Annotated in this window: 17 protein-coding genes; 13 read left to right on the top strand and 4 right to left on the bottom strand. The window is 34.6% G+C overall.

Going from position 1 to position 26,955, the window contains the following annotated elements:
• Positions 1–80 precede the first annotated feature (80 nt).
• The 4 genes from AC3E9W_RS04500 to AC3E9W_RS04485 all read right to left on the bottom strand — a co-directional run bounded on the left by AC3E9W_RS04500 (position 81) and on the right by AC3E9W_RS04485 (position 8,506).
• The gene (locus tag AC3E9W_RS04500) at positions 81–2,957 is read right to left on the bottom strand and encodes an alpha-amylase family glycosyl hydrolase (protein ID WP_488767151.1); all 2,877 of its coding nucleotides are present in this window, start codon (positions 2,955–2,957) and stop codon (positions 81–83) included.
• 85 nt (positions 2,958–3,042) lie between these two features.
• Entirely contained in the window at positions 3,043–3,858 is an 816-nt protein-coding gene (locus tag AC3E9W_RS04495; protein ID WP_488767149.1) for a SusE domain-containing protein, read from the bottom strand.
• A gap of 25 nt (positions 3,859–3,883) precedes the next feature.
• Positions 3,884–5,488 (bottom strand): RagB/SusD family nutrient uptake outer membrane protein, encoded by a 1,605-nt coding sequence (locus AC3E9W_RS04490; RefSeq protein ID WP_488767147.1) that lies wholly within the window; start codon positions 5,486–5,488, stop codon positions 3,884–3,886.
• Positions 5,489–5,524: 36 nt separating this feature from the next.
• Positions 5,525–8,506, bottom strand: a complete 2,982-nt coding sequence (locus tag AC3E9W_RS04485) for a SusC/RagA family TonB-linked outer membrane protein (RefSeq protein WP_488767145.1) — start codon at positions 8,504–8,506, stop codon at positions 5,525–5,527.
• A 236-nt stretch (positions 8,507–8,742) separates the two neighbouring features.
• Here AC3E9W_RS04485 and AC3E9W_RS04480 point away from each other — a divergent pair, with 236 nt between their 5' ends.
• The 13 genes from AC3E9W_RS04480 (at position 8,743) to AC3E9W_RS04420 (ending at position 26,945) form a co-directional block, all read left to right on the top strand.
• Positions 8,743–9,774 carry a LacI family DNA-binding transcriptional regulator gene (locus tag AC3E9W_RS04480; protein WP_125723200.1) on the top strand — a complete coding sequence of 344 codons (1,032 nt, stop codon included), beginning with the start codon at positions 8,743–8,745 and terminating at the stop codon, positions 9,772–9,774.
• 177 nt (positions 9,775–9,951) lie between these two features.
• Positions 9,952–11,307, top strand: coding sequence for an MFS transporter (locus tag AC3E9W_RS04475; protein ID WP_488767143.1), 1,356 nt, complete (start codon positions 9,952–9,954; stop codon positions 11,305–11,307).
• Between the two features lie 22 nt (positions 11,308–11,329).
• On the top strand, positions 11,330–11,980 hold the full coding sequence (gene pgmB, locus AC3E9W_RS04470) for a beta-phosphoglucomutase (protein WP_488767141.1): 651 nt from the start codon (positions 11,330–11,332) through the stop codon (positions 11,978–11,980).
• Positions 11,981–12,173: 193 nt separating this feature from the next.
• Positions 12,174–14,477, top strand: a complete 2,304-nt coding sequence (locus AC3E9W_RS04465; RefSeq protein WP_488767140.1) for a glycoside hydrolase family 65 protein — start codon at positions 12,174–12,176, stop codon at positions 14,475–14,477.
• A gap of 21 nt (positions 14,478–14,498) precedes the next feature.
• Positions 14,499–16,613, top strand: a complete 2,115-nt coding sequence (locus AC3E9W_RS04460; protein ID WP_488767138.1) for a glycoside hydrolase family 97 protein — start codon at positions 14,499–14,501, stop codon at positions 16,611–16,613.
• 243 nt (positions 16,614–16,856) lie between these two features.
• Positions 16,857–18,719: a glycoside hydrolase family 13 protein gene (locus AC3E9W_RS04455; protein WP_488767136.1), complete on the top strand. Its 1,863-nt coding sequence runs from the start codon at positions 16,857–16,859 to the stop codon at positions 18,717–18,719.
• Between the two features lie 379 nt (positions 18,720–19,098).
• Complete coding sequence (locus AC3E9W_RS04450) at positions 19,099–20,763, top strand: alpha-amylase family glycosyl hydrolase (protein ID WP_488767134.1); 1,665 nt, start codon at positions 19,099–19,101, stop codon at positions 20,761–20,763.
• 199 nt (positions 20,764–20,962) lie between these two features.
• Positions 20,963–21,640, top strand: a complete 678-nt coding sequence (locus AC3E9W_RS04445; protein ID WP_488767132.1) for a glycerophosphodiester phosphodiesterase — start codon at positions 20,963–20,965, stop codon at positions 21,638–21,640.
• A 201-nt stretch (positions 21,641–21,841) separates the two neighbouring features.
• Positions 21,842–23,050 carry a BaiN/RdsA family NAD(P)/FAD-dependent oxidoreductase gene (locus tag AC3E9W_RS04440; RefSeq protein WP_488767131.1) on the top strand — a complete coding sequence of 403 codons (1,209 nt, stop codon included), beginning with the start codon at positions 21,842–21,844 and terminating at the stop codon, positions 23,048–23,050.
• A gap of 5 nt (positions 23,051–23,055) precedes the next feature.
• Entirely contained in the window at positions 23,056–23,703 is a 648-nt protein-coding gene (locus AC3E9W_RS04435) for an HAD family hydrolase (protein WP_488767130.1), read from the top strand.
• Positions 23,704–23,800: 97 nt separating this feature from the next.
• Positions 23,801–24,871: a hypothetical protein gene (locus AC3E9W_RS04430; protein WP_488767129.1), complete on the top strand. Its 1,071-nt coding sequence runs from the start codon at positions 23,801–23,803 to the stop codon at positions 24,869–24,871.
• Positions 24,872–24,974: 103 nt separating this feature from the next.
• Entirely contained in the window at positions 24,975–26,342 is a 1,368-nt protein-coding gene (locus tag AC3E9W_RS04425) for a YncE family protein (protein ID WP_488767128.1), read from the top strand.
• Positions 26,343–26,363: 21 nt separating this feature from the next.
• Positions 26,364–26,945: a Crp/Fnr family transcriptional regulator gene (locus tag AC3E9W_RS04420; RefSeq protein ID WP_488767127.1), complete on the top strand. Its 582-nt coding sequence runs from the start codon at positions 26,364–26,366 to the stop codon at positions 26,943–26,945.
• Positions 26,946–26,955 lie beyond the last annotated feature (10 nt).

The raw sequence follows: 26,955 nt of genomic DNA, 5'->3' as shown, positions 1-26,955 counted from the left end.
GATAAGATATTTGTATAGAACTACTTAAACAAAAAAAGGCTGTCTATTTCTAGACAGCCTTTTTTCATTACTAACCAAACCTAATTTTTAATAAACTTCACGACGCGAACCTTATTATTTTCGTCAAACGTTTTTACGAGATATAATCCAGTAGTTAAACCATTTACTGAGAATTGATAATCTGTATTTCCGTTTGTATTAAATGTCTTTACTAATTGTCCTGTAATCGAATAGATATCTACTTTAGAAGTTTTAAAACCTAAAGTAAAATAATCCGTAACAGGATTTGGATACAGACTAACTTGATTTCCTTTTTCAAAATCTTCTATTGCCAGATTTGCTTGTTTATTGCCATAAATTCTATATTCTCCTGGAGCTAAATTTATTGGTGCATTTACATCTGTAACATTAATTGTCGAATTATCCATTAAGTTGTACCACGCTCCAGTATATTGAAATCCTGGAATCATATTTTGTGCGGCTGTATCAAAATTGGCCAAAATCACAACATCTTTCAATTGAGCCGAAGTCAAATTGCTATTTGTAATTTTAATATTTACCAACAAAGTTGTTGCATTAGCCATTGTTGCTGTTCCTAAAAAAACTGGTTCTGTTTTTTTAAGCGTAATCATCTTAGCCCAATCATTGTAAATTTGATTTCGATTTGAATTTCCTAACCAATTTCCTGTCCATTGTGGCTGTGGTTTTGTGTCTAATTTACAATCTCCCCCCACAGCATCAAAATCTGTATTTACAGAATTATCATTACAGGTAAAAATAGAATTCTCCCATCCTAGTTCACCAAAATGCCAAATCATTTTAGGTCCAGGGATTAATAGAGAGACTGCACCAATAGCAGACATTCTAGACAATGCTGTATTGAATGTTTTTACATTATAACTCCCGTTCGAAGCTCCATACTGTACATTTTTATACATTAAACGTTCTTCATCATGGCTCTCGGCATAACCCATTAATCGATTTGCAGTAAATCCGCGATTTGCACTATTCATTCTAAAAATATTACTATCTGAGGCATATCCCATCGACAATTGATTGTACTCATTTGTCATTTTTCCCCACATCATTACACCTTTACTTGGCGTTTCTGCTACTTTATAATCTGCCCATTCTTTCTCTTCTGCATCGCTTCCTAAATGCTCGAAAATTGTATAATGCGTCGGATCTATTGCCCAAGAAAAATCAGCATATTTTTTCAAAATATCAACACGATCTTGTTTGAATGAATCGGTACAAGAATTATCGCCTGCCGTACATAATTGCGTAAATCCTTTGGTTAAATCCCAACGAAAACCATCAATTTTATATTCTTCAATCCACTGCTTAATCACACGATTTACATAATACTGTGTTTTTAGTGATTGATGATTAAAGTCTTCACCTACACTATAACTATGCTTTGCCACTGTATTGAAATATGGATTTTCTGCTGTTGGCGAACCAAAACCGTCCCCGTCAGGATCATTCATCCACATTCTTACCATTGGGTTTCTTCCAAAAGCGTGATTTAAAGCCACATCGAGAATTACAGCAATTCCGTTTTGATGGCACAAATCAATGAATTCTTTTAATTTGTCCGAAGTTCCGTAAAACTTATCCAAAGCCATGTGAAATGAGGTATTATAACCCCAGCTTTCATTGCCTTCAAATTCCATTACAGGCATTAATTCAATCGCATTTATTTTTAGATTTTTAAAATAATCTATTCGATCAATTAAACTCTGATAACTTCTTGCGGCATCAAAATCACGAACTAAAACTTCATAAACCACTAATTTTTCTTTTTCTGGTTTTACAAAATTTGTCACCTGCCAATTGTAAGGAGTCTGTCCAGTTTTTAAAACTGTAACCTCAAAATTTTGTCCAGTTGGATATACAGGCATATTCGGATAAGAAGCCGCAGGAATATATTGATCATCATAAGGAGATAAAACTAACGTAGAATAAGGATCGGCTGCTTTCACCATTGAAGGCGAATTTGCCAAAGGAGTCGTATCAACTACCCAATATTGATAGGTATTATTTTCACCCGCAACCAATCCCGTTATTTCTAACCAAAATTTTCCCGAAGACGGATCTTTTTTCATGGCATAAGCTGTCGTTGGCTGCCAATTATTAAAACTTCCGGCCACATAAACAAAATCTTTTAATGGCGCATCTAGCACCAAAGTTGCTTTTGTAAAATCGGCAGGGTTGTAATTAATTCCATCAACCAAACCTGCAGGCATGGTTTCAGAAACAGTATTCGGATTTATAACTACAGTAAATTTCTTTGAAATTGTAGTTGCTCCTTGAGTCGCAATCAATTCATAATTTTGATTGGCTGTAATATTAGAATGCGTATACGAATAATTTGAAGTGCTAGCATTCGTATTTATTGTTGTTCCATTGGCTTTTAAGGTATAGCTTCCTGCTCCACCTGTATTTGTCGCGGCAATATTAAAATTGGAACCAGAAGCAATAATGCTAGTGCTATTTTCTGCGGGAGAAGTTAGCGAAACTTGAAAAGAGCCAACATTAAGAAAAAAGTCGGTACACGACGGCGCCAGTTTCAATGTCTGGCTTCCGTTAGCATTTCTAAATACAATTCCCATTTTTGTTGCTGCTGTCTGCTGAGCCGAAGTTAACGCAAAATATACGCTTGGTGTAATGGTAATACTCCACGTACCATTTGGATTTTTAGTCATTAATCCAACGCCGTCATCGACTCCCCAATTTCCTTTGGCAACTTGCCAAGGATTTGCTTCACTACCTATTCCTGCATGCATATAAACCTTAGTCGGGTTTGTTCCCATAGTATTACAGGTGCTCGACGTAAATGAAGCTGTAATTGTAATGGGCTCATTTACCTGAAATACTGCTGGAGAAACAGTTATTTGCTGAGCATAAGTATTTATTGATAGTAAAAAGAAAATAAAAAGTATTGTTTTTTTCATAATCTCGTGGTTTGTTTGGTTAGTTAGTTTGATTAAAAAAGGGCTATCTGGAGATAGCCCTTTTTCGGTTATTACGCACTAAAAATTAATCTAATGTGATCTTTTTTGCACTATTATCGATTGTTAAAACTCTTGGTCCTGTAACTCCTGTATATTTAAAGTTACTATCGCCATCACCAGCATTTACCAATTCGTCATCGATAGTATAACCAGCCGATGAATAGTAAGTATAGTTACGGCTAGCATCCCAGTTACCATTGCTTGTAAAGTTGTTTCCTAAGAATTCTCTAAATGATTCTCCGCTTTTAAGAACAACTGTTACTTGATAAACATCTGTTTTACCAACTACTAATGGGAATTCTGTTTCTGCATCACCATCCCAAGACCATCCTCCTGGAGTAGCTGCACCAACCAACCAGTGAGAAGTTGCCAATGGCACGTGGTAAGGAGTCGCTTTAAAAGTATAGAAATTAGAATATTGCGCTTCTGCTCCTGTACCAACAGTAGCTTTAATACGAATATCAACATCGTTCTCTTCTTTCTCAACAAAACCTCCATTAACTAAAGCTGAATTTAATTCTGCTACTGTCAAAGCTCTATAGCGTGTTGTTGTTGTAGTAACAGCAACAGGCGCTGCAAATTTTGTTCCTGCTTTTGCAATTTCGATAGTATAATTAATAACAGTTGCTGTACCATCGTATTTTGCATAATCCCAAATTACTGTAGTTGCAATCTCTTTTTCATTTTCTTTAGAAAGAACAATGTTAAAGTCGTTTTGAGGGCTAAGTAAAACTGGGGCATCTGTAGGTGTAATTACTGGTCTGTCTTCTACATCATCTGCATTACATGACACCGCTAATACACCAATGAATGCGATTAAAATTTTATATATATTTTTCATTTTATTTATTTTTTATAAGGGTTAGTTAGTATCCTGGATTTTGTTTTAAAGTTGGGTTTGCTTGGATTGTTCGTGATGGGATAGGCATCAAATCTCTAAATGAGTCTGTACCGCTACCATTTTTAACACCACCTTTCCATTGCCAGATTTTAGACGATCCTGTGAATTTACCAAAACGAATTAAATCTGTTCTTCTATGACATTCCCAAAATAATTCGCGTCCTCTCTCATCTAAAAGAAAATCTAATGTTAATTCAGAATTTGTAATAACACCAGCACCAGCTCTTGCTCTAATTTTATTTACATATTCTAAAGCTGTTGCTATGTTTCCAGACGATGCTCCTCTAAGTGTAGCTTCAGCGTACATCAAATAAACATCTGACAATCTGTACATAGGGAAATCTGTGTCTGGCATATCTGGTCTTTGTGCTTTAGAACCATCAGAATTTACATTTGTAAATTTTGTAACCGCATAACCATTAGTAAATACTCCGTAATCAGCTATATCCAAAGTCTGTCCATCAGTAAAAAATGTTCCTCTTTTATCAGAAGCTGCATTTACGTCTGGAAATAATTGTACAAATTCTGGTCTTGTTCTAATACCAGACCAACCTCCGTCCATTCCTTGGTCAGCGCTAACCATTTTTCCTCCGATAGATGCGTGCAAAATAAAACTCATACCTCCACCGATTGCTCTAATTGCATTTCCATCTCCTACGATTGGGAAAATAACTTCGGTTTGTGCTCCGTTTCTATTATTATCTGCAGAAAACAAATAACGGTAAGGTACATCTGCAAAAGTATAAGTAGAACTAGTAATCTCGTTACATAGTGTAGCTACTTCATTGTATCTTTCTGTTCCAGTATAAACTTTAGAGTTTAAATAAATCTGTGCCAATAAAAATTTAGCTGCTATTTTATCAACTCTACCATATTCATTAGATCCAGAAGGTGCTAAAGTAGCATCCATATCTTTTAACTCTGACTCTACAAAAGCAAAAACTTCTGCTCTTGTTTTTTGTTCTGGATAGAAAAATCCAACTGGATCTGCTTCTGTAGTAATTGGCACATTTCCAAATAAGTCCATTAAGTTAACATAAGAGAATGCTCTTAAAAAACGTGCTTCTGCTCTTAAAGTAGCAACTTCTGCTTTTAAATTAGCATCAACCCCTCTTGAAGTTAACTTCTCATCTGTTGTTTGTCTTAAAAACTCATTCGCAACACTGATTTCATAAAAAGCGCGTGAAAAAATTCCATACAAGAACTGATTACTTGGGCTCCATTTTTGCCCATTTATAGCAGGCAAACCATCATCAGACCAAGCCACAATAGCTTCGTCAGTTGGAAACTCCTGAGTAACAAACATTAATCTAAGGTAACTACTGAAATCTCCTCCAAGTCCAGAAATATCAGCTTGTCCGTCACCATCATTACCTCCTACATACAAACCTGCATATAATTTTGCCATTACTTGCTTATACGATGCCGGATCTTGAAAAAAGTCATCAGAAAGAAACTCATCATCATCTGTTGGCTTCACATCTAAGTCACTCGTACATGAAGTAAGCGTCATACTTAATCCTAATATAAATAGGAGAAAATAAGATATATATTTAAATGATATTTTCATTTTATTTATTTTTTAAATTTAATTTTCAATGTACTATTAGAAATTCGCGTTTACTCCAAACAAGAATGTTCTCGCTCTCGGATAAACATTATTATCTATTCCGTTGAATTTTTCAGGATCTAAACCATTGTACTTTGTAAGCACCAACACGTTTTGAATCCCTGCCGTAAATCTTAATGAAGCCGATTTTAATAACGTTTTATCGAATGTATATCCTAATACAATGTTGTCTAACTTAATAAAAGAAGCATCTTTTACGTAATAATTAGAGTAATTACGTTGTGTTGCATTATTGTTACTTTCAGTTGTAAAACCTGTATTGTAATAATCTTTAGTAATATTCGCTAGATCTGAATCTCTTCTTAAACCTGCTTGTAAATATCCTTTATCAGAACTTACGTTATCAAAAATATAGTTTCCTAAACTAGCTCTCCAGTTCATTACAAAATCGAATTTTTTGTAATTCAAAGTAGAATATAATCCGAAAGTATAATCTGCAGTTGGTTTATGATATTTATAACGGTCAGCATCTGTAATCGCTCCGTCACCATTTCTGTCTGCATAAGCACCTTGAATAGGTCTTTTGTTCTCATCATATAATTGCTCAAATACAAAGAATGAATTTGGAGCATATCCTTCTGAGTGGATTAACACTTGATTTCCTGTACCACCAGCTATTACGTCACCCGTAATAATACCTTGAAAACCAGGAACCTGTATTCCTAAATCAGAAATTTTTTGATCAATATAGGTTACGTTAGCAGCTAGATTCCATGATAATTTATCATTTTTGATGATATCAGATTGAAGGCTAAACTCTACTCCTTTTGTTCGTACACTACCAATATTATTATATCCTTGATTTCTAATATTTGCTCCATCTGGAACTGGAATCTCAGCTAAAAGATCTTTAGATTTTTTATCAAAATAGTTAACAGAACCTGTCAATCTTTCTTGAAAGAATCCAAAATCAACCCCAAGGTTCATTTCTGCTAAATCTTCCCATTTAATATCTTTGTTGTATCCTTCAGGTCTTGCAGCTCTATAAATAACACCATCAAAAAGATATTGTGTATTTAGCGTTCCTAATGTTACTCGCTGCAAATAATCGTATGCACGCGGAATATCTTGCTGCCCAGTAGTTCCGTATCCAACTCTTAATTTTAAGCTAGATAAAGTTGCATTGTCTTTTAAGAATGCTTCTTCTGCCAAGTTCCATGCAAAAGCACCTCCGGCAAAGTTACCCCATCTATTTTCTTTAGAGAAACGAGAAGTTCCGTCTCTTCTATAGTTAACAGTTAATAAATATCTACTGTCATATCCTAAATTTACACGTCCAAAGTAAGATTGTAAATTGATATCTGGATCAGTCGTAACATCCGCAGGCGGATTTGGTTGCTTAACATCTCCAGAGTTAAATCCTTCTCTTTGGAATAACTGATAGTTGTAACCAGCTGTTGCATCAATTTTAAACTTACCAATATCTTTAGTATAATTAAAGTACGCGTTTAAGTTTTTGTTCTGGCGATTATCTGTATAATGAGTATATCCTCCTAAGTTTACCCAGTTACCTTTATCAAATGTGTTAGGCTGGTATCCTAAAATACTTTCAGTACTGATTGCATTATAACCATCACTATCAAATTTATCGATACCTGCTTCTGCAACAATTCTTAAATCTTCGAAGAAATGAAATTTATAATCTAATCTAATATTACCCCATTTTCTTGTAGAAGTTGCTCTTCTGTCTTCTTGATTTAATCTCGCTACAGGGTTTCTTGCTGGCAACAATGCTACATTTCCATTTGCTTCTAGCCATTCAAAGTATCCTCCATATCTAGAACCTTCTTGATATACTGGCTGTGTAGGATCAAATATAATAGCACTGCTAATTGCTGCTCCTTCATTTTGGAACTGATTTTTACCAAAAGCTAAGTTTCCTGTGATATCAATTTTTAAATGATTGTCAAATAAAACTGGATTTAACGATAACGATGTCGTAGTTCTCTCAAAAGAAGTATTCATTAATATTCCAGGATTATCAACATTACCTACAGATAAACGTACTGGAAGTTTATTAAATAATGAACCACTTACCGATATGTTATTATTGGTTGTAAGAGCCGTGTTAAAAATTTCATTCTGCCAATTAGTATTTGCTGTACCCAACAAAGCTTTTTGAGCTGGAGTACCGTTTGCATTTACAATTGCACGATATTCATCAGCCCCCATCACATCAACAGTGTTAGCAACAGTATTGATACCAACTTGAGAGCTAAAGTTTACTTTTACTCCACCTTTAGTTCCTTTTTTAGTTGTAATTACGATTACACCATTTGCTGCACGAGAACCGTAAATTGCCGCAGCAGATGCATCTTTTAAAACAGTGAATGATTCAATATCATTAGGATCTATTGTAGACAAAACACTTGTAGCACCATCTGGAACAGCATTACTCATCGGAAGTCCATCAATAACAATTAATGGCTCATTAGAAGCACTTAAAGAAGAACCTCCACGAATTCTAATATCTGCTTTTGCACCTGGAGCTCCACCGCCAACAACATTTACACCGGCAATACGTCCGCTAATTAATGTTTCTGGAGTTACGTTAATTCCTTTATTAAAATCTTTTGCTGCAATTTGAGAAACAGATCCTGTTGCATCTTTTTTCTTCACAGTACCGTAACCCACTTGCACCACAACTTCTTTAAGCTGATTTGTGTCTTCTTCTAAAGAAACGTTTAATGTTTTTTGACCAGTGTATTCAATTGTTTCCGTTTTGTATCCAATAAAAGAAACAACGATTTTGTTACCGTTTTTAACATTTGATAGCTGGTAATTTCCATCAAATCCAGTTGATGCACCGTTTGGAGCACCTTGTACATTTACATTTACCCCTGGTATTGGCTGACCTGTTGCTTTGTCAACAACAGTCCCTTTTAAAGTGTTCTGAGCCAACACTGTAAAAGGCAACAATAGGAATAAAAATAACAACTTTTTGTAAATTGTTTTCATACTTTTTGTTTAAATTAGTTTTGAGTTTTTGAACGTTAGTTAAGTTTTTAATTTTACTTCGAATTTCAAAATTATGAATTTATTAACATGCTCGACCAGAGGCAATTTATTATGCGTTACGAAAACGTGGTAGTGTTGAAAACTTTCTATATTTTGTAATCTTTTCAGTCAAAAATTATCAATTCTAAAAATATTAGATACCTTTATTAATAATTAGATTTTTTTCAAATAAAACCATGAAACGCAAAATAACCTTAAAACAGATTGCAAAGGAGCTTGACGTATCTATCTCAACTGTCTCAAAATCACTTAGAAACAGTCTTGAAATTGGCGAAGAAACACGACTAAAAGTGCAGGCTTTTGCGAAGTTTTACAACTACAAACCAAACAATATTGCTCTCAGTTTAAAAAACCGAAAAACGAAGAGTATAGGAATCATTATTCCCGAAATTGTACACTACTTTTTCTCTACTGTTATCAACGGAGTCGAGCAAGTCGCAAATGAATACGGATACAGCGTAGTAATCTGTGTATCAGACGATTCTTTTGACAAAGAAGTTCTAAATATGGAAATGCTGGCCAACGGAAGTATAGATGGTTTTATCATGTCTCTCTCTAAAGAAACACAATACAAAGGCGACTTCCATCATATTACCGAAGTTATCAATCAGGGAATGCCTGTAGTAATGTTTGACCGTGTTACCAACGATATATTATGCGATAAAGTAATTATTGATGATAAATCTGCTGCTTATGAAGCCGTTCAAAGTTTAATTGACAATGGTAGAAAGAAGATTGCTCTAGTCACTACAGTCGATTATGTAAGTGTTGGAAAACTGAGGACAGACGGCTACGAAAAAGCATTATTAGACAATGGACTGCCTTTTAATGAAGATCTTATTATCAAAATTGAAGATGTAGAAACTTGTGAAATTACTATCAGTCAGCTTTTACATGAAAGGGCTTTTGATGCTGTTTTTGCTGTAAATGAGCTTTTTGCGGTAACAATCATCAAAACAGCCAATAAAATGGGCTTGAAGGTTCCTGAAGATTTGGCGGTAATTGCATTTACTGACGGAATTATTTCAAAATACTCTACCCCAACTATCACAACGGTAAGTCAAAGTGGCGAAAAAATGGGTAATAAAGCAGCTAAAATGCTTATTGAAAGACTCGAAGCCGAAGAAGATGACGACGAAGAACATACCGAAAATTATACTACAGAAGTTATAGAAACGCATCTTATAAAAAGAGAATCTACTGACTAATTTTCTTAAAATCAATCTATTCCAAAGCCATAAAAAATATTTATGGCTTTTTTATTAGCATAAATAAAAAAATAATTTATACTTTTACGCCCGTCAAGGCTTTTACTTTTACTTCGAAAAAACAGTAAGTTTTGATAAGCAAAGCGCTTATCGTATAATTTTTCACAAATTACGATAATGGAAAAGCGTAAATTAAGTTTCTGGGAAATTTGGAACATGAGTTTCGGTTTCTTAGGAATACAAATGGGGTTTGCACTTCAGAATGCAAATGCCAGCAGAATTCTTCAAATTTTTGGTGCCGATGTACATGAACTTTCGTGGTTCTGGATTATTGCTCCCCTTATGGGATTAATAGTACAGCCAATTATTGGTCATTATAGCGACAAAACTTGGGGGAAATTCGGCAGACGAAAACCTTTCTTTTTAGTGGGAGCCATTTTAGCTTCGGTGGGATTAGTTTTAATGCCACAAGCCAACATTTTCATTTCTGTACTTCCCGCTCTGTGGGTTGGAGCTGGAATGTTGATGATCATGGATGCTTCTTTCAACATTGCCATGGAGCCTTTCCGTGCACTTGTTGGCGATAATTTAAGAACAGATCAGCGTACTGCGGGATTTAGTATCCAAACTTCATTAATTGGTTTTGGAGCCGTAATTGGTTCTGCATTGCCATACGTTTTAACGAAATATTTTGGCGTACCAAACAGCACAGTTCCAGGAAGTGTTCCGTTAAATCTGACTTTGTCCTTTATCATTGGCGCGGCGGTTTTAATTGGTTCTATCTTAGTAACCTTATTCACAACCAAAGAATATTCGCCTGAAGAATTGGCAAGATTCGAAGATCCGCAAAATGAAGTGATTTCTGATTCTGAAGAAAAATCAAAAATTACAGACATCTTTACCGATTTTGCAAAAATGCCATTAACTATGCGTCAGCTTAGCTGGGTGCAATTCTTTTCTTGGTTTGGTTTATTCGGAATGTGGGTTTTTACAACTCCAGCCATCGCGCACCATATCTACGGATTACCATTAAATGACACTTCTAGCCAGCAATATCAAGATGCGGGTGACTGGGTCGGAATTTTATTTGGTGTTTACAACTTAGTTTCTGCTATCGTCGCTTTGTTTTTCTTACCCTACATCGCTAAAAAAATTGGTCGAAAAGCAACACATTCCCTTTCATTGATTATTGGAGGAATTGGTTTAATATCCATTTATTTCATGCCAAATGAAGACTGGGTTGTGCTTCCAATGATTTTAATTGGAGTTGCTTGGGCAAGTATTCTGGCAATGCCGTACGCTATTCTAGCCGGATCTATTACTCCTAAAAAAATGGGTGTTTACATGGGAATCTTCAACTTCTTTGTTGTTATTCCGCAAATTGTAAATGCGTTAATTGGAGGTCCAATTGTAAAATATCTTTACAACGGAGATGCCATTTATGCTTTGGTTACAAGTGGTGTAAGCTTTCTAATTGCTGCCGCTTTAGTTTCTAAAGTAAAAGACGTAGACGACTTTTCTAAAAAATCATAATTTAAGAATAATTTCCCCTAAAATGAAAAAGGCATTCATATTCGATCTTGACGGAGTGATCGTAGATACCGCAAAATACCACTTTTTGGCTTGGCAGAAAATTGCTCAGTCTTTAAACATAAATTTTACACACGAACATAACGAACTTTTAAAAGGCGTGAGCCGAGTTCGCTCGTTAGATATTATACTTGAATTGGGCAATGTTAAAGCTTCTCAAGAAGACAAAGACAAATGGCTGATTCAAAAAAACGAAGATTATTTATCTTATTTAGTTGACATGGATGAAAGTGAGGTTCTTCCAGGAGTTTTAAAAATTCTAAAACTGTTAAAAGATAAAAATCAAGAAATTGCATTGGGTTCTGCCAGTAAAAATGCAAGACCAATTCTAGAAAAAACAGGGGTTCTGTCTTACTTCGATGTTATTGTTGACGGAAATGATGTCAGCAATGCAAAACCAGATCCCGAAGTTTTCTTAAAAGCGGCTCAATTATTAAACATTGATCCAAAAAATTCAATTGTATTTGAAGATTCTGTTGCCGGAATTCAGGCAGCAAATATCGCAGAAATGGTAAGTGTGGGAATTGGTGAGGAAACAATTTTACATGAAGCTGATCATATTTTTAAAGATTTTACCCAAATCGAAACAAGCTTTATTGAGGAACTAATTAGATAATGAGAAAATTTGATAATTAGATAATTTCTCCACAAACGAATTATCTAATTATCTAATTGACGAATTGTCTCAATTAAAAAAAATGTAAAACAACAGCAATTCAATAGAATAAAAGTCAAAAAAAATAATTATCCAATTATCCCAATTGACAAATTATCTAATTGACACATTGCCCAATTATCTAATTAAACAAATGAATCAAGATTATATAAAACCAGACAATTGGTCCGTAATAGAAGAAGGATTTGATGCTGAAAGAGTAAAATCGTCTGAAAGTCTTTTCAGTATCGGAAACGGCGCTATGGGACAGCGTGCGAATTTTGAAGAGACATATTCTGGAGAAACTTTCCAAGGAAGCTATATTGCAGGAATTTACTATCCAGACAAAACAAAAGTGGGCTGGTGGAAAAACGGCTATCCGAAGTATTTTGCCAAAGTTTTGAATGCTCCTAATTGGATTGGGATTGATGTAGAAATCAACGAAGAAAACCTTGATTTGCACAATTGTACTGAGGTTAGAAATTTCCGCAGAGAATTGAATATGAAAGAAGGATGGTACAATCGTTCTTTTGAAGCTGTTCTAAAAAACGGAACTGAAATCACTGTAAACATTCGCCGTTTTCTTTCAATGGATTTAGACGAAGCTGGAGTTATTAAATACGATATTACACCTTTAAACAAAGATGCAAAAATTGTTTACAAACCGTATATCGATGCTGGAGTTACAAACGAAGATGCAAACTGGGAAGAAAAATTCTGGGAACCACTTGAAGTTAAAAAAGGAACAAATGAAGCTTTTGTAACCGCGCAGACTTTCAAAACGCATTTTAAAGTTACGACTTTCATGCACAATACGATTTTGGCAAATGGCGAAAACATCAATGTTTCTCCGTCAACAATCGATTCAACAACAGATAAAGTTCAGTACACTTACGGAACTATTATTGCAAAAGGACAAACCTCAACGATTCAGAAAATTGGAGGTTATACTGTCTCTTTAAACCACGAAAATACTTTGGCTGGAGCCGAAAAAGTAATTAAATCTGCAGTTGCTTTAGGTTACGAAACCTTGCTTCAAAACCAAATTGATGCTTGGGCAAAAATCTGGGAAATGTCAGATATTACCATTGAAGGTGATGTTAAAGCACAACAGGGAATTCGTTTCAACATCTTCCAATTAAACCAAACGTATTCAGGAAAAGATTCTCGTTTGAATATTGGACCAAAAGGATTTACAGGAGAAAAATACGGCGGATCTACTTATTGGGACACTGAAGCGTATTGTATTCCGTTTTACATGGCGACAAAAGATCAGCAAGTTGCAAGAAACTTATTGACGTATCGTTACAACCAATTGGATAAAGCGATTGAAAATGCTAAAGATAATTTAGGTTTCAAAAACGGCGCTGCTCTTTATCCAATGGTTACCATGAATGGTGAAGAATGCCACAACGAATGGGAAATCACGCATGAAGAAATCCACAGAAATGGAGCGATTGCTTTTGCTATTTACAACTACAACCGTTACACAGGAGATTACTCATACATTCCAGAAAAAGGATTAGAAGTTTTAATCGGAATTGCACGTTTCTGGCATCAGAGAGCTTCTTTTTCTAAAGATAAAAATCAGTATGTGATTCTGGGCGTAACAGGTCCAAATGAATACGAAAACAACATCAACAATAATTTCTACACCAATTATATTGCAAAATGGTGTATCGATTTTGCTTCAGAACAAATAGAAAAAGTAGCCAAGGAATATCCTTCAGATCATAAAAGAATTTTAGAAAAAGTAAATCTTTCGTCTGAAGAAATTAAAGAATGGAAAAAAGTGGCAGACGACATGTACTTCCCTATTTCTGAAGAACTTGGAATCTACTTACAGCAAGACGGTTTCTTAGACAAAGATTTAGTTCCTGTTAAAGATTTAGACAAATCACAACGTCCTATTAATCAAAAATGGTCTTGGGATCGCGTTTTACGTTCGCCATATATCAAACAAGCCGATGTGTTGCAAGGTTTTTATTTTTTCGAAGATCATTTTTCTAAAGAAGAATTAAAACGTAATTTTGAATTTTACGAATCCTTTACGGTTCACGAGAGCTCACTTTCCCCTTGTGTGCACTCAATTCAAGCTGCTGTTTTAGATAAAATGGACATGGCATATACTTTCTATTTAAGAACTTCTCGTCTGGACTTAGATGATTATAATAAAGAAGTAGAAGAAGGCTGTCACATTACCTCAATGGCTGGAACTTGGATGAGCATTGTAGAAGGTTTTGGCGGAATGCGTGTTAAAAATGACCAGCTTCATTTCTCTCCAAAAATCCCTAAAGAATGGAAAGGCTATTCATTTAAAATCAATTTCAGAAACCAGATTTTAAAGGTTTCTGTAAATCATGACGAAACTAATTTTACCGTAGACGGCGATCAGGATTTAACGATTATCGTAAACGGGAAACCGATAACAGCAGAAAAACCTGCTTCAATTAATTAATATTTCTAAAATCAAAAAAACATGAAAAACTTATTTTTCGCAAGTTTAATCTTGTTTGCGGCTAGCACAATCGCTAAAGCGCAACAATTAAAATCTCCCGAAGGAAAGTTCGTAATGGAATTTTCGCTTCAAAGCGACGGAACTCCAACTTACAATTTAAAATACAAAAACAAAGAAGTTGTAAAAACCAGTAAATTAGGTCTTGAACTGAAAGATGATAAAAAATCTTTATTGAATGACTTTACAATTGCTGATACTAAAACTTCAACTTTTGATGAAACTTGGAAACCGGTTTGGGGCGAAGTAGATCAAATTAGAAATCATTATAATGAATTGGCAGTTACTTTAAACCAAAAAAGTACAGACAGACAAATCGTAATCCGTTTTCGTTTGTTTGATGACGGTTTAGGTTTCCGTTATGAATTTCCAGCGCAAAAGAATCTTACTTACTTTATAATTAAAGAAGAAAGATCTCAATTTGCTATGGCTGGAGATCATACTGCTTTCTGGATTCCTGGAGACTATGATACTCAGGAATATGATTATACAAAATCAAAATTATCAGAAATTAGAGGTTTATCTCAAAAAGCATACACAGCAAACGTTTCTCAAAAGTCATTTTCACCAACAGGGGTTCAGACTTCTTTGATGATGAAATCTGCTGACGGAATTTACATCAACCTGCACGAAGCGGCTTTGATTGACTATTCTTGTATGCATTTAAATTTAGATGACAAAAACTTAGTTTTCGAATCTTGGTTAACTCCAGATGCAAAAGGAGATAAAGGACACATGCAAGCGCCAAATCACTCTCCTTGGAGAACGATTATCGTAAGTGATGATGCTAGAGAAATCTTAGCTTCAAAAATGACATACAACTTAAATGATCCTTCAAAAATTGAAAACACTTCTTGGATCAAACCTGTAAAATATATCGGAGTTTGGTGGGAAATGATTACAGGAAAAAGCTCTTGGTCTTACACAAATGACTATCCAACTGTTCAATTGGGAGTTACAGATTTCGCGAAAGCAAAACCAAACGGAACGCACGGAGCTAACAATGCTAACGTAAAAAAATACATTGATTTTGCTGCTGCAAATGGTTTTGATGCTGTTTTAGTTGAAGGATGGAACGAAGGCTGGGAAGACTGGTTCGGACATTCTAAAGATTACGTTTTTGATTTCGTAACGCCTTACCCAGATTTTGACGTGAAGGCTTTACACGCTTACGCGAAATCTAAAGGTGTAAAAATCATCATGCACCACGAAACTTCAGGATCTGTTCGTAACTACGAGCGCCACATGGATGCTGCTTACAAATTCATGAACGATAACGGATATGATGCTGTAAAAAGCGGTTACGTAGGTGATATTTTGCCAAGAGGTGAAAACCACTACAGCCAATGGATTGTAAATCACTACCAATACGCTATCGAAAAAGCAGCTGACTACAAAATTATGGTGAACGCTCATGAAGCCGTTCGCCCGACTGGAATCGCGAGAACATACCCGAACTTAATTGGAAACGAGGCGGCAAGAGGAACAGAATACCAAGCTTTTGGAGGTTCTAAACCAAATCACGTTACAGTTATCCCATTTACAAGATTAATTGGTGGTCCAATGGATTACACGCCTGGAATCTTCGAAATGGATATCAGCAAAATGAATCCGGATAACAAATCGCATGTAAACAGTACAATCTGTAATCAATTGGCTTTATATGTTACAATGTATAGCCCATTACAAATGGCTGCTGATACTCCAGAGAACTACAACCGTTTTCCAGATGCTTTTCAATTCATCAAAGATGTAGCTGTTGACTGGTCTGAAAGTAAATATATCGAGGCTGAGCCTGGAGATTTTATCACGGTTGCCCGTAAAGCAAAAGGAACTAACAACTGGTTTGTTGGAAACGTAAACGGAGAAACGGCTCGTACTTCAAACATCGATTTCAGTTTCCTTGAAAAAGGTAAAAAATACACAGCAACGATTTATGCTGATGCAAAAGATGCGCATTACAAAACAAATCCGCAGGCTTATACAATCAAGAAAATTGCGGTGACAAATAAATCAAAATTATCACAGCTTTCTGCTCCTGGAGGAGGATATGCGATAAGCATTATTGAAAATAGATAATTAAAATAACCATATAAGAAATGTAAGTTCATTTAATTTGAAATTCCCCAGTTTTAACTTATTTGTTCTTACATTTTTTTATATGATTTAATTCAAGACTGATTCTCTTTGTTCTAAAGTTTAAACAACCTGCAATCCCGAAGCGTCGGGACAAAACCTTGTAGGTTTATATAATACCAAAGACTTTCTCTAGAATACCTACAAGGTTTTGAAAACCTTGCAGGAAACTAAAAACTTCACGTTATGAACATCAAAAAAACAAACCACACATTCTACAAACTAATCCTTTTAGTTTTGTTGTTTTCCGCTTCCGCGAAAGCGCAAATCCAAAAAGTAGAACCGCCTTTCTGGTACGCCGGAATGAAAAATCCGGAATTGCAGATTATGTTCTACGGAAAAAACATTGCACAATATGAAGCTTCTGTTTCTAACAATGTTGCGATTAAAAATGTAGAAAAAACAGAAAACCCTAACTACGTTTTCATCACCATCGACACGCAAAATCTTAAAGCATCAGAACTTACTTTTTCATTTAAATTGAAAAACAAAGTCGCTTTTACACAAAAATATTCTCTTAAAGAAAGAAGAGCCAATTCTGCCGACAGAAAAAGTTACGACGCATCAGACGTAATGTACCTAATTATGCCAGATCGTTTTGCCAACGGAAATCCGAAAAACGACAGTGATCCTGTCTTAACAGAAAAAGGAAACCGTCAAGACCCAAGCGGACGCCACGGCGGAGATATCGAAGGAATCATCAAAAACTTAGATTATATTTCGTCTCTTGGTGCCACTACAATCTGGAGCACGCCTTTATGCGAAGACAACGACAAACAGCATTCGTATCACACTTACGGACAATCGGACGTTTACAAAATCGATCCACGTTATGGAACGAATGATGACTACGCGCGTCTTTCTGCAGAAATGCACAAAAAAAACATGAAATTGGTTATGGATTACGTAACCAATCACTGGGGAATCACTCATTGGATGATGAAAGATATGCCAACCAAAACTTGGTTCAACCAATTCGAAACTTTCACACAAACACACCACAGACGTGAAGTAATTACAGATATTCACGCTTCAAAAATAGATCAGGAAGTTTGCGTAGACGGCTGGTTTGTACCTTCTATGCCAGATTTAAATTTAAGAAATCCTCTAGTTTCAAAATACTTAACTCAAAATGCCATTTGGTGGATTGAATTTGCAAACTTAGACGGTTTCCGTGTTGACACTTATAATTACTCTGATAAAACGGCAATGGGCAATTGGGCAAAAGCCATTACTTCAGAATATCCGAACTTTAATATCGTGGGTGAAATTTGGATGCACAATCAGGCAAATTTAGCGTTTTGGCAGAAAGACAGTAAAGTTGGTGCGATTGAGAATTATAATTCAAACTTACCATCTGTAATGGATTTTACGCTTCAAAGTCAAGTAACTTCAACTTTCAATGAAGATGAACCAAGCTGGGACAACGGATTGATTAAATTCTACAACAATTTTGCAATGGATTTTTTATATCCAGACACGAATAACATTCTAGTTTTTGCTGAAAATCACGACACAGACCGTATGAATGATAAATTCAAATACGATCTTCCGAAATACAAACTGGCAATGACTTTATTGGCAACAATTCGCGGAATTCCACAGATTTACTACGGTTCAGAAATCGGAATGGGCGGAGACAAAAGCAAAGGTGATGCCGATATTCGTCAGGATTTCCCTGGCGGTTGGGCTGGTGACAAAAACAATGCTTTCACAGCAGCAGGCAGAACAGCTCAACAAGCAGCTTATTTTGATTTCACTTCAAAATTATTCAATTGGAGAAAAACAAATGAAGCGGTTCACTTCGGAAAAATGACTCATTATATTCCTGAAAATAATACCTATGTATATTTTAGATATACGGATACTAAAACAGTAATGGTAGTTTTTAATAACAATGCAAAAGCACAGACTGTAAAAACAAACCGTTTCAAAGAAAACATCAAAAACTACAAATCAGGAAAAGATGTTATCTCAGGAAAAGCATTCGATTTAAGCTCTGAAATTACTCTAGAACCAAAATCAGCTTTGGTTTTAGAATTGGAATAGAAATTTAACACAAAGATATTCTGTAGAGACGCACAGCAGTGCGTCTCCGCAACGTATGTCTACAATCTAAATAAATTTAAACACATAGAGACATAGTTCATAGAAGCGTGATAAAGTCGTTTCACTCAGCATCAATACACATAGCTATGTGTGAAATGACGAGTCATTTTTCTAAATTCTTAATGAGAAAACAAAAATCTATGTCTCTATGTGTTTAAAATTTGTAGATAATCGGACGTAAGACGCACTGCGGTGCGCCTCTACAGTTCGTTGCGCTTAAAAACATTTTGCCACAGATTAAAGGATTCTGATTTTAAAAATCATTTTAATCTTTATAATCTGTGGCTATTACTTTTCAGTAGCATTTTTAATTAGATATATGAAAAAATACATTTTCCTTTCCTTATCTTTAGTATTCATAATTACGGGTTGTTCTGGCTCAAAATCAGTTTCAATGAATACAGATACTTCAAAGACTCCTTTCGTTTGGGAAGGGGCAAATGTTTATTTTTTACTTACAGATCGTTTTTACAACGGCGACAAATCCAACGACATCAATTTTAACCGAACCAAAACTCCTGGAAAACTCCGCGGATTTGAAGGCGGTGACATCATAGGAATTACCAAAAAAATAGAATCGGGTTATTTTGATAAACTCGGAATCAATGCCATTTGGCTTACGCCGATTGTCGAGCAGATTCACGACGGAGTCGACGAAGGAACAGGTTTAAGTTATGGTTTTCACGGCTATTGGGCAAAAGATTGGACAGCATTAGATCCCAACTTTGGAACCAAAGAAGATTTAGCCAATTTGGTTAAAAAAGCCCACGAACATGGAATCAGAATCGTTTTAGACGGCGTTATCAATCATACTGGTCCCGTAACTTCAGAAGATCCTGTTTGGCCTTCAGACTGGGTTCGTACGGGAATTGTTTGCGATTATAAATCGTTCGAAAATACAACCATGTGTACGCTGGTAGATAATCTTCCAGATGTAAGAACAGAAAGTTCTCAAAATGTAGAATTGCCACCACTTTTAATTGAAAAATGGAAAAAAGAAGGCCGTTACGAAAAAGAAATTGCTTCGCTTGATGAATTCTTCAAAAGAACAGGTTATCCTAGAAGTCCGAAATATTACATTATAAAATGGCTTACTGATTATATTACAGAATTCGGAATTGACGGTTACCGTGCTGATACTGTAAAACATACCGAAGAAGGTGTTTGGGCTGATTTCAAGAAAGAATGTGATTACGCTTTCGCGAATTGGAAGCAGAACCATCCGCTTCAGGTTTTAGATCAAAACCCGTTTTATACGATTGCTGAAGTTTACGGCTACGGAATCAGTGGCGGACAGGATTATGATTTTGGAGATAGAAAAGTTAATTATTTCCAGAACGGTTTCAACAGCATGATCAATTTTGAATTTAAATGGAATGCTGCTCAAAGCGATTATGAAACTTTATTCTCGAAATATTCGAATGCTTTAAACAACGAATTAAAAGGTTATTCAGTTCTTAATTACGTTTCTTCTCACGACGATGGCCAACCTTTTGATGCCAATCGTGTAAAAGGTTTTGAAGCAGGAACTAAGCTTTTACTTTCGCCTGGAATGTCACAGGTTTATTACGGAGACGAATCGAATCGTTCTTTGGTTATAGAAGGAACTCAAGGCGATGCGACTTTACGTTCGAACATGAATTGGGACGATATTCAAAACAATCCTGATACGAAACGAATGCTTTGGCACTGGCAGAAATTAGGGCAGTTTAGAAAAAATCATCCTGCAGTTGGCGCTGGAATTCATTCTAAAATTGAAAGTCAATATTATGTATTTTCAAGAACTTATTCTAGTGGTAATTTTACAGATAAAGTAATCATTGGTTTAGATTTACCTGAAGGTAAAAAAGAACTTCCTGTAAATTCCATTTTCGAAAACGGAACCAAATTAAAAGACTCCTTTTCTGATAAAGAAGCTGAAGTCATTGATGGAAAAGTAACTATTGATAGCGAATACGGTATTGTTTTGCTAGAGAAAATTTAAACTTAACCGTAAAGCACACAAAGATCTACGCAAACCGCGCAAAGTTTTTTTGCCACAAATTTCACAAATTTTCACAAATTAATTTATCTTATCTAATTTGTGAAAATTTGCGAAATTTGTGGTTTTTATTTTTTTAAAATTCATTGCGACCTTTGCGTAAATCTTTGCGACCTTTGCGGTTAGAAAAAAACACTCGCAAATGCTAAAAATAGCTCACAGAGGTGCAAAAGCATACGAACCCGAAAACACTCTTCAAGCTTTTCAAAAAGCATTAGACTTACATGCAGACGGAATCGAACTTGACGTTCATCTTAGCGCTGACGGACATATCATTGTAATGCACGACGAAACGATCGACAAAATGACCAACGGAAAAGGTGAAATAAACACCTACACTTTAGCCGAATTAAAGTCGTTTCGAATCGCTGATAAATTTCAAATTCCAACTCTAAACGAAGTTTTTGATTTAGTCGATAAAAAATGTTTCATCAATGTTGAGCTAAAAAATGCCGATACTTCAAAACAAGTTGTTTCTTTAATTGAAGAATATATCAAAGAAAAAGGCTGGAATTACAATCATTTTATCATTTCAAGTTTTGATTGGAATGCTTTGGAAGAAGTTCACAATCTAAATCCAAACATTTTAATTGGAGTTTTAACCGAAGAAAATATTGATACCGCTTTGGCTTTCGCCGAAAGTATAAAAGCATACGCCATTCATCCTGATTTTCAGTTATTGAATAAAGAAAACACAAAAAATATTCAGAATAAAGGCTTCAAAGTTTTCCCTTGGACAGTAAACTCCGAAGAAGACATTCAAAAAGTAAAAAGTTACAACGTAAACGGAATTATCTCTGATAATCCAGACAAAATATAAAGTTTAAGTTTTGGCCACAGATTAAAATGATTAACGCAGATTTTTTTTGCCACGAATTGCACAAATTTTCACAAATTTTAAAAACTAAATTAATTAGTGAATTCGTGGCAAAAAAAATCCTTTTTAATCTGTGGCAGAAAAAAATTAGTGCCATTCGTGAAATTCGTGGCAAAAAGACCATTCGTGGCAAAAAACTAAGATATGATTAAAAATTTCGACATAATAATCGTTGGCGGAGGCGCAGCAGGATTTTTTACCGCAATTAATATTGCAGAGAAAAACCCAAAACTCAAAATCGCTATTTTAGAAAGAGGAAAAGAAGTTCTTTCAAAAGTCCGCGTTTCTGGTGGCGGGCGCTGCAACGTTACCCATGCTTGTTTTGAACCTAACGAACTGGTAAAATTTTATCCGCGCGGCGAAAAAGAACTTCGCGGGCCGTTTCATCAATTCTGTTCTGGAGATACGATTGAATGGTTCGAAAAACATGGCGTTGAATTAAAAATCGAAGAAGACGGAAGAATGTTTCCTGTTTCTAATTCCTCGCAAACCATAATCGACTGTTTCTTAAAAGCAACCGAAAAATTAGGCATAAAAGTACTGACTGGTCAAAGTGTACAATCCATTTTCAAAAAAGAAAATCATTGGAAAATTGATACACAAAGCGATAATTTTGCTTGCGAAAAATTAGTTATGGCAACCGGAAGCAATCCAAAAATCTGGGAAATGCTTCAAGAACACGGTCACGCCGTTGTTAGCCCTGTTCCCTCTCTATTTACTTTCAATATCAAAGATCCTCGAATTAAAGAATTGCCAGGAGTCGCTGCACAAGTTACCGTAAATGTAAAAGATACCAAACTTGAATCTACCGGACCTTTATTAATCACACATTGGGGAATGAGCGGACCTGCAATCCTGAAACTTTCGGCTTGGGGCGCACGTATTCTGCACGATAAAAATTATCAGTTCACCATTTTTGTAAATTGGCTAAACGATTTAGATCCCGAAGATGCCGAGAAAATCCTGAAAGATTTAAAACAAGAACACGCAAAAAAAGCCGTTTCTAAAAAATCTCCATTTGATTTTCCGAATCGTTTGTGGGAAAGTTTGGTTTTGGCTTCGGGAATTGATACGGAAACTAAATGGGCAGATTTATCTAAAAATCAATTACAGAATTTAGCTTTACAATTGACAAAAGCCAAATTTCAGGTGAACGGAAAAAGCACTTTTAAAGAAGAATTTGTAACAGCGGGCGGAATCGATTTAAAGGAAATTAACTTCAAAACTATGGAAAGCAAAATTCACGAAAACCTTTATTTTGCTGGAGAAATTGTCAATATCGATGCCATTACAGGCGGTTTTAATTTTCAGAATGCCTGGACAAGCGGGTTTATTCTGGCTCAAAATATTTAATTAGAATGAAATTTAAAGGCATTATTTTCGATTTAGACGGAACATTAGTCAATTCACTACACGATATTTCAGACGCGATGAATATTGTTTTAACTGGTTTAAATCACCCCACTCATAGTTACGAAACCTATCAATATTTTATCGGTAGCGGTTTGCGAAATTTGGTCAGCAAAGCTTTGCCTTCAACTCATAATTCTGACGAACAAATCGAAATTTGTTTTGATTGTATGATAAACGAATATCGTAAAATCTGCACTTTAAAAACAAAACCTTACGATGGCATTTTAGATCTATTGAACAATCCAGCTTTAGAAAATATCAAAATGGCTGTTTTTTCGAATAAAGCAGATGAGTTGACGAAAAAAATAGTTTCAGAAATATTTCCAGAACAATTTGATTCTGCTGTTGGTTTGAGTACTGAAGAACTTAAAAAACCAAATCCGTTTGAGGCTTTAGAAATCAGTAAAAAATGGAATTTAAGTCCTGAAGAAATTCTTTTTGTGGGCGACTCTGATATTGATATGTTAACCGCAACAAATGCAAATATGTTTCCAGTTGGCGTAACTTGGGGTTACAGAACCGAAGAAGAATTGAAAAACAGCGGAGCCAAAAAAGTGATTCATAAAGCATCTGAATTAATTGAAATATTATAACCCTATAATTTTTTTATATTCTCCATTATTACTAAAAAAAACTTCTATATTTGCTTTTTATAAATAAGTCAAATCTTACAATAATTTCGAAGTAATAATGAAAAAATTCTTATCGATTATAATTTTATCAATTATAATTTTAAGTTGTGAAAATGATGATTCCCAAAGTTTTAAAGAAGAAAAAATAATATTAAAGACCAATGTTATTGATGCTGAATATTCAAAAAAAAATGATCAGTTAGTATATATCTCTTCAAATCCTTCTCAAGTTAACATTCTTGATTCCAATACAGAGTCATTAAAAAAGATTTCACTGGCTTATGAGCCTAAATGTATTTCTATTTCACAAGATGGAAACACAGCTGTAGTAGGTCATGACGGCCACATTACACATGTTAATTTAAAAAATCCTTCTATAATCCAGACGTACGATATTTCTTGCTCTGCTCTTGATATAGTTCTTGGCAATAATAGATGGGCTTATGTTTTTCCAGAAAAAGATCAATGGACATATGTTAAAAGTGTTAATATGAATTTGGAATACAATTACGAAATGCCTATCAGTATGTACAATCAAATATATGCAGGAACTAAAGGAAGACTACATCCGTCAGGCAAATATATTTATGCGCAAAGCCCGTCATCAAGCGCTAAAATTCAGAGACTTACAATAAAAAACGGAAATATTGATGATAGATATGAATCTGATTTCGAGGAAGAAGACTATACTATTCCAAGTATATGGTTTTCAGAAGATGGTAACAGGCTTTTTACTAGAGAGAGGAGTGTTTTAAAAACCTCTGAACTTAATAGTTTAGATGTTTTATATAATGGTAGAATTCCTTCCGAAAACAATTCTAAGATTGATTGGATGGATCATTCTTCATCAAAAGGAAAATTATATGTGATCTTTTCAAATGGTGACAGATGGAATCCAATAAAATCAAATAACATTTATGTTTTTAACGATTCTGATCTTAGCTATGTAAATAAATTTGATTTAGAAAAATATTTCAGTCAAACGAAACAAAATAGTGTAGAAACTTATGATGCAGCTCCTTACTTTGTTTTTAGCAACTCAACTGGAAATCGTTTATTTGTAATAACAAAAGCACTTAATTCTGATTTAGTGAATGAATGGGCGGTTCAAAAAATAAATGTTAACTAATAATTGTTCTTTTTAATTAAAACTACCTAATATTTGTGTCTCTTTTTTAATTATAGCGATCAAACACTGTTAAAAATAATGAGATACAAAACAAAATAATATTATGAAAAAAATTGTATTAGCCTTAATTACGGTGTTAACGATTATTGGCTGTTCGAATAATGATTCAAACGAACAAACTAAAGAAGCAAATTACTCGGTACCAGATACTTTAAATTTTACAATCTTCAATAATAAACTTGTTCTCAACATTGAAAATCAAGGAGAAGTACTTTTAAACTATAGTATAGTAAATTCGAAAAGCTATGTCTCTCTTTCTAAAAAAGAAGGAAATATAACTTCTCTAAATCATGATGAGATTACGGTTACAGTTGATAAACAAAACTTACCAAATGGTAAATCTTATTCAAAACTATATCTGAATATCAACAATAAAAAAGATTCAATAGTTGTAAGCGTTACCAATTTTGTTGAACAAAAAGTAATCTTAAATTCTGATGTTGTAGATGCAGAGTTTTCTAAAGTTACCAATCAACTTGTTTATGTTTCATCAAGTCCTGCAGCTGTAAACATCCTAAGTACAAATACAGGCTTAATTGAAAGTATCCCGTTATCGTATCTTCCTACATGTATCTCAATATCTCCTGATGGAAAAACTGCTGTAGCTGGACATGATGGATATATTTCTTATATCAATTTAACTGGCAAAACCATTACAAAGACATACCCTGTATCCTGTTATGCAAATGATATTGTACTTGCGAGCAATAAGTGGGCATATGTTTTTCCTAAAAATGGCCAATCAACTTTTATAAGATCCATTAACTTAAACTTGGCAAATGATAATGAATATCAACATCTTGGTGAAAAGATTTACGAAGGAAATAAAGCAAGATTACATCCATCAGGCAAATATATATACGGAGCAGAAAATGGGTTATCTCCAATGGATATAGAGAAATACAATATTCAAAATGGAAATGCAGAATATAGTTACGATTCTCCGTATCATGGAGATTATATTATGAATGGAAATTTGTGGTTTTCTGAAGATGGAAATAGAATATTTACCGGAGGCAAAACTGTATTTAAAACTTCCGAACTTAGAAGTCAGGATATGTTATATAACGGTGTAATCAATACTGACACGAATCCATACACACCTATACAATGGCTAGATCATTCAGTAGCAAAAAACAATCTGTATTTATTACTAGTAGCTGATGATAGCTGGACTCAAAAGAAACTTCCTTACATTTATATATATAATGATTCAAACCTTGCTTTTAAAAACAAAATCCCGTTAGAGCAATTTCTAGTTTCTAAAAATGAATCAGAAAAAGTATTTTACGATGCAGAACCATTTTTTGTGTTTAGTAATTCTATTGGAAATAATTTATTTGTAATAGTAAAAGCAACTGGATCTGGTTTAGCTAAAGAATGGGCAATAGAAAAAATTAGTGTCGAATAAAAATATTGTTACCCAATATAATTGATAAAAAAATATCTTTCACTACAAAAACAAATCACAGCAATTGCTTCTTTTTCTGAAAATGAATTGGAGAAAATTGCATCTTGTTTTGAATATGAAAAATACAACACCAAAGAATATTTTTCTGAAATGGGAAAAATCAGCAACAAGATTTTTTTCATTCTAAACGGATTGGCAAGAGTTTATTATTTAAAAGACGGAAAAGAAATTACTACGTATTTAAGTTGTGATGACGGTTTCATTGCTTCGTATTCGAGCTTTATCAATCAGACTAAATCATTTGAAAATATTCAGTGTATTGAAGATTGTGAAATGCTTTCTATTAATTTCGAAAAAATGCAGTTTTTGTACAGCGAAATTCCGAATTGGGAACGTGTCGGAAGAATTTTAGCCGAACAGAATTACCTTTGCATGGCTGACAGAGTTTTAAAACTTCAAATGATTCCTGCCAAAGAAAAATATTTGACTTTTCTGGAATCGGCTCCAGCCAAAATAATCCAGCGAACACCTTTAATCTACATTGCCTCATTTCTCGGAATTACCCCAGAATCGCTGAGCAGAATTCGTCAAGATATTTCTTAACATTTATCAA

The sequence above is a fragment of the Flavobacterium sp. 38 genome (assembly GCF_057799715.1).
This window is presented reverse-complemented; position numbering and strand designations above follow the sequence as displayed.

Coding starts and splice junctions, on each gene's coding strand:
- AC3E9W_RS04500 (WP_488767151.1), bottom strand. CDS start 2,957: ATGAAAAAAACAATACTTTTTATTTTCTTTTTACTATCAATAAATACT.
- AC3E9W_RS04495 (WP_488767149.1), bottom strand. CDS start 3,858: ATGAAAAATATATATAAAATTTTAATCGCATTCATTGGTGTATTAGCG.
- AC3E9W_RS04490 (WP_488767147.1), bottom strand. CDS start 5,488: ATGAAAATATCATTTAAATATATATCTTATTTTCTCCTATTTATATTA.
- AC3E9W_RS04485 (WP_488767145.1), bottom strand. CDS start 8,506: ATGAAAACAATTTACAAAAAGTTGTTATTTTTATTCCTATTGTTGCCT.
- AC3E9W_RS04480 (WP_125723200.1), top strand. CDS start 8,743: ATGAAACGCAAAATAACCTTAAAACAGATTGCAAAGGAGCTTGACGTA.
- AC3E9W_RS04475 (WP_488767143.1), top strand. CDS start 9,952: ATGGAAAAGCGTAAATTAAGTTTCTGGGAAATTTGGAACATGAGTTTC.
- pgmB (WP_488767141.1), top strand. CDS start 11,330: ATGAAAAAGGCATTCATATTCGATCTTGACGGAGTGATCGTAGATACC.
- AC3E9W_RS04465 (WP_488767140.1), top strand. CDS start 12,174: ATGAATCAAGATTATATAAAACCAGACAATTGGTCCGTAATAGAAGAA.
- AC3E9W_RS04460 (WP_488767138.1), top strand. CDS start 14,499: ATGAAAAACTTATTTTTCGCAAGTTTAATCTTGTTTGCGGCTAGCACA.
- AC3E9W_RS04455 (WP_488767136.1), top strand. CDS start 16,857: ATGAACATCAAAAAAACAAACCACACATTCTACAAACTAATCCTTTTA.
- AC3E9W_RS04450 (WP_488767134.1), top strand. CDS start 19,099: ATGAAAAAATACATTTTCCTTTCCTTATCTTTAGTATTCATAATTACG.
- AC3E9W_RS04445 (WP_488767132.1), top strand. CDS start 20,963: ATGCTAAAAATAGCTCACAGAGGTGCAAAAGCATACGAACCCGAAAAC.
- AC3E9W_RS04440 (WP_488767131.1), top strand. CDS start 21,842: ATGATTAAAAATTTCGACATAATAATCGTTGGCGGAGGCGCAGCAGGA.
- AC3E9W_RS04435 (WP_488767130.1), top strand. CDS start 23,056: ATGAAATTTAAAGGCATTATTTTCGATTTAGACGGAACATTAGTCAAT.
- AC3E9W_RS04430 (WP_488767129.1), top strand. CDS start 23,801: ATGAAAAAATTCTTATCGATTATAATTTTATCAATTATAATTTTAAGT.
- AC3E9W_RS04425 (WP_488767128.1), top strand. CDS start 24,975: ATGAAAAAAATTGTATTAGCCTTAATTACGGTGTTAACGATTATTGGC.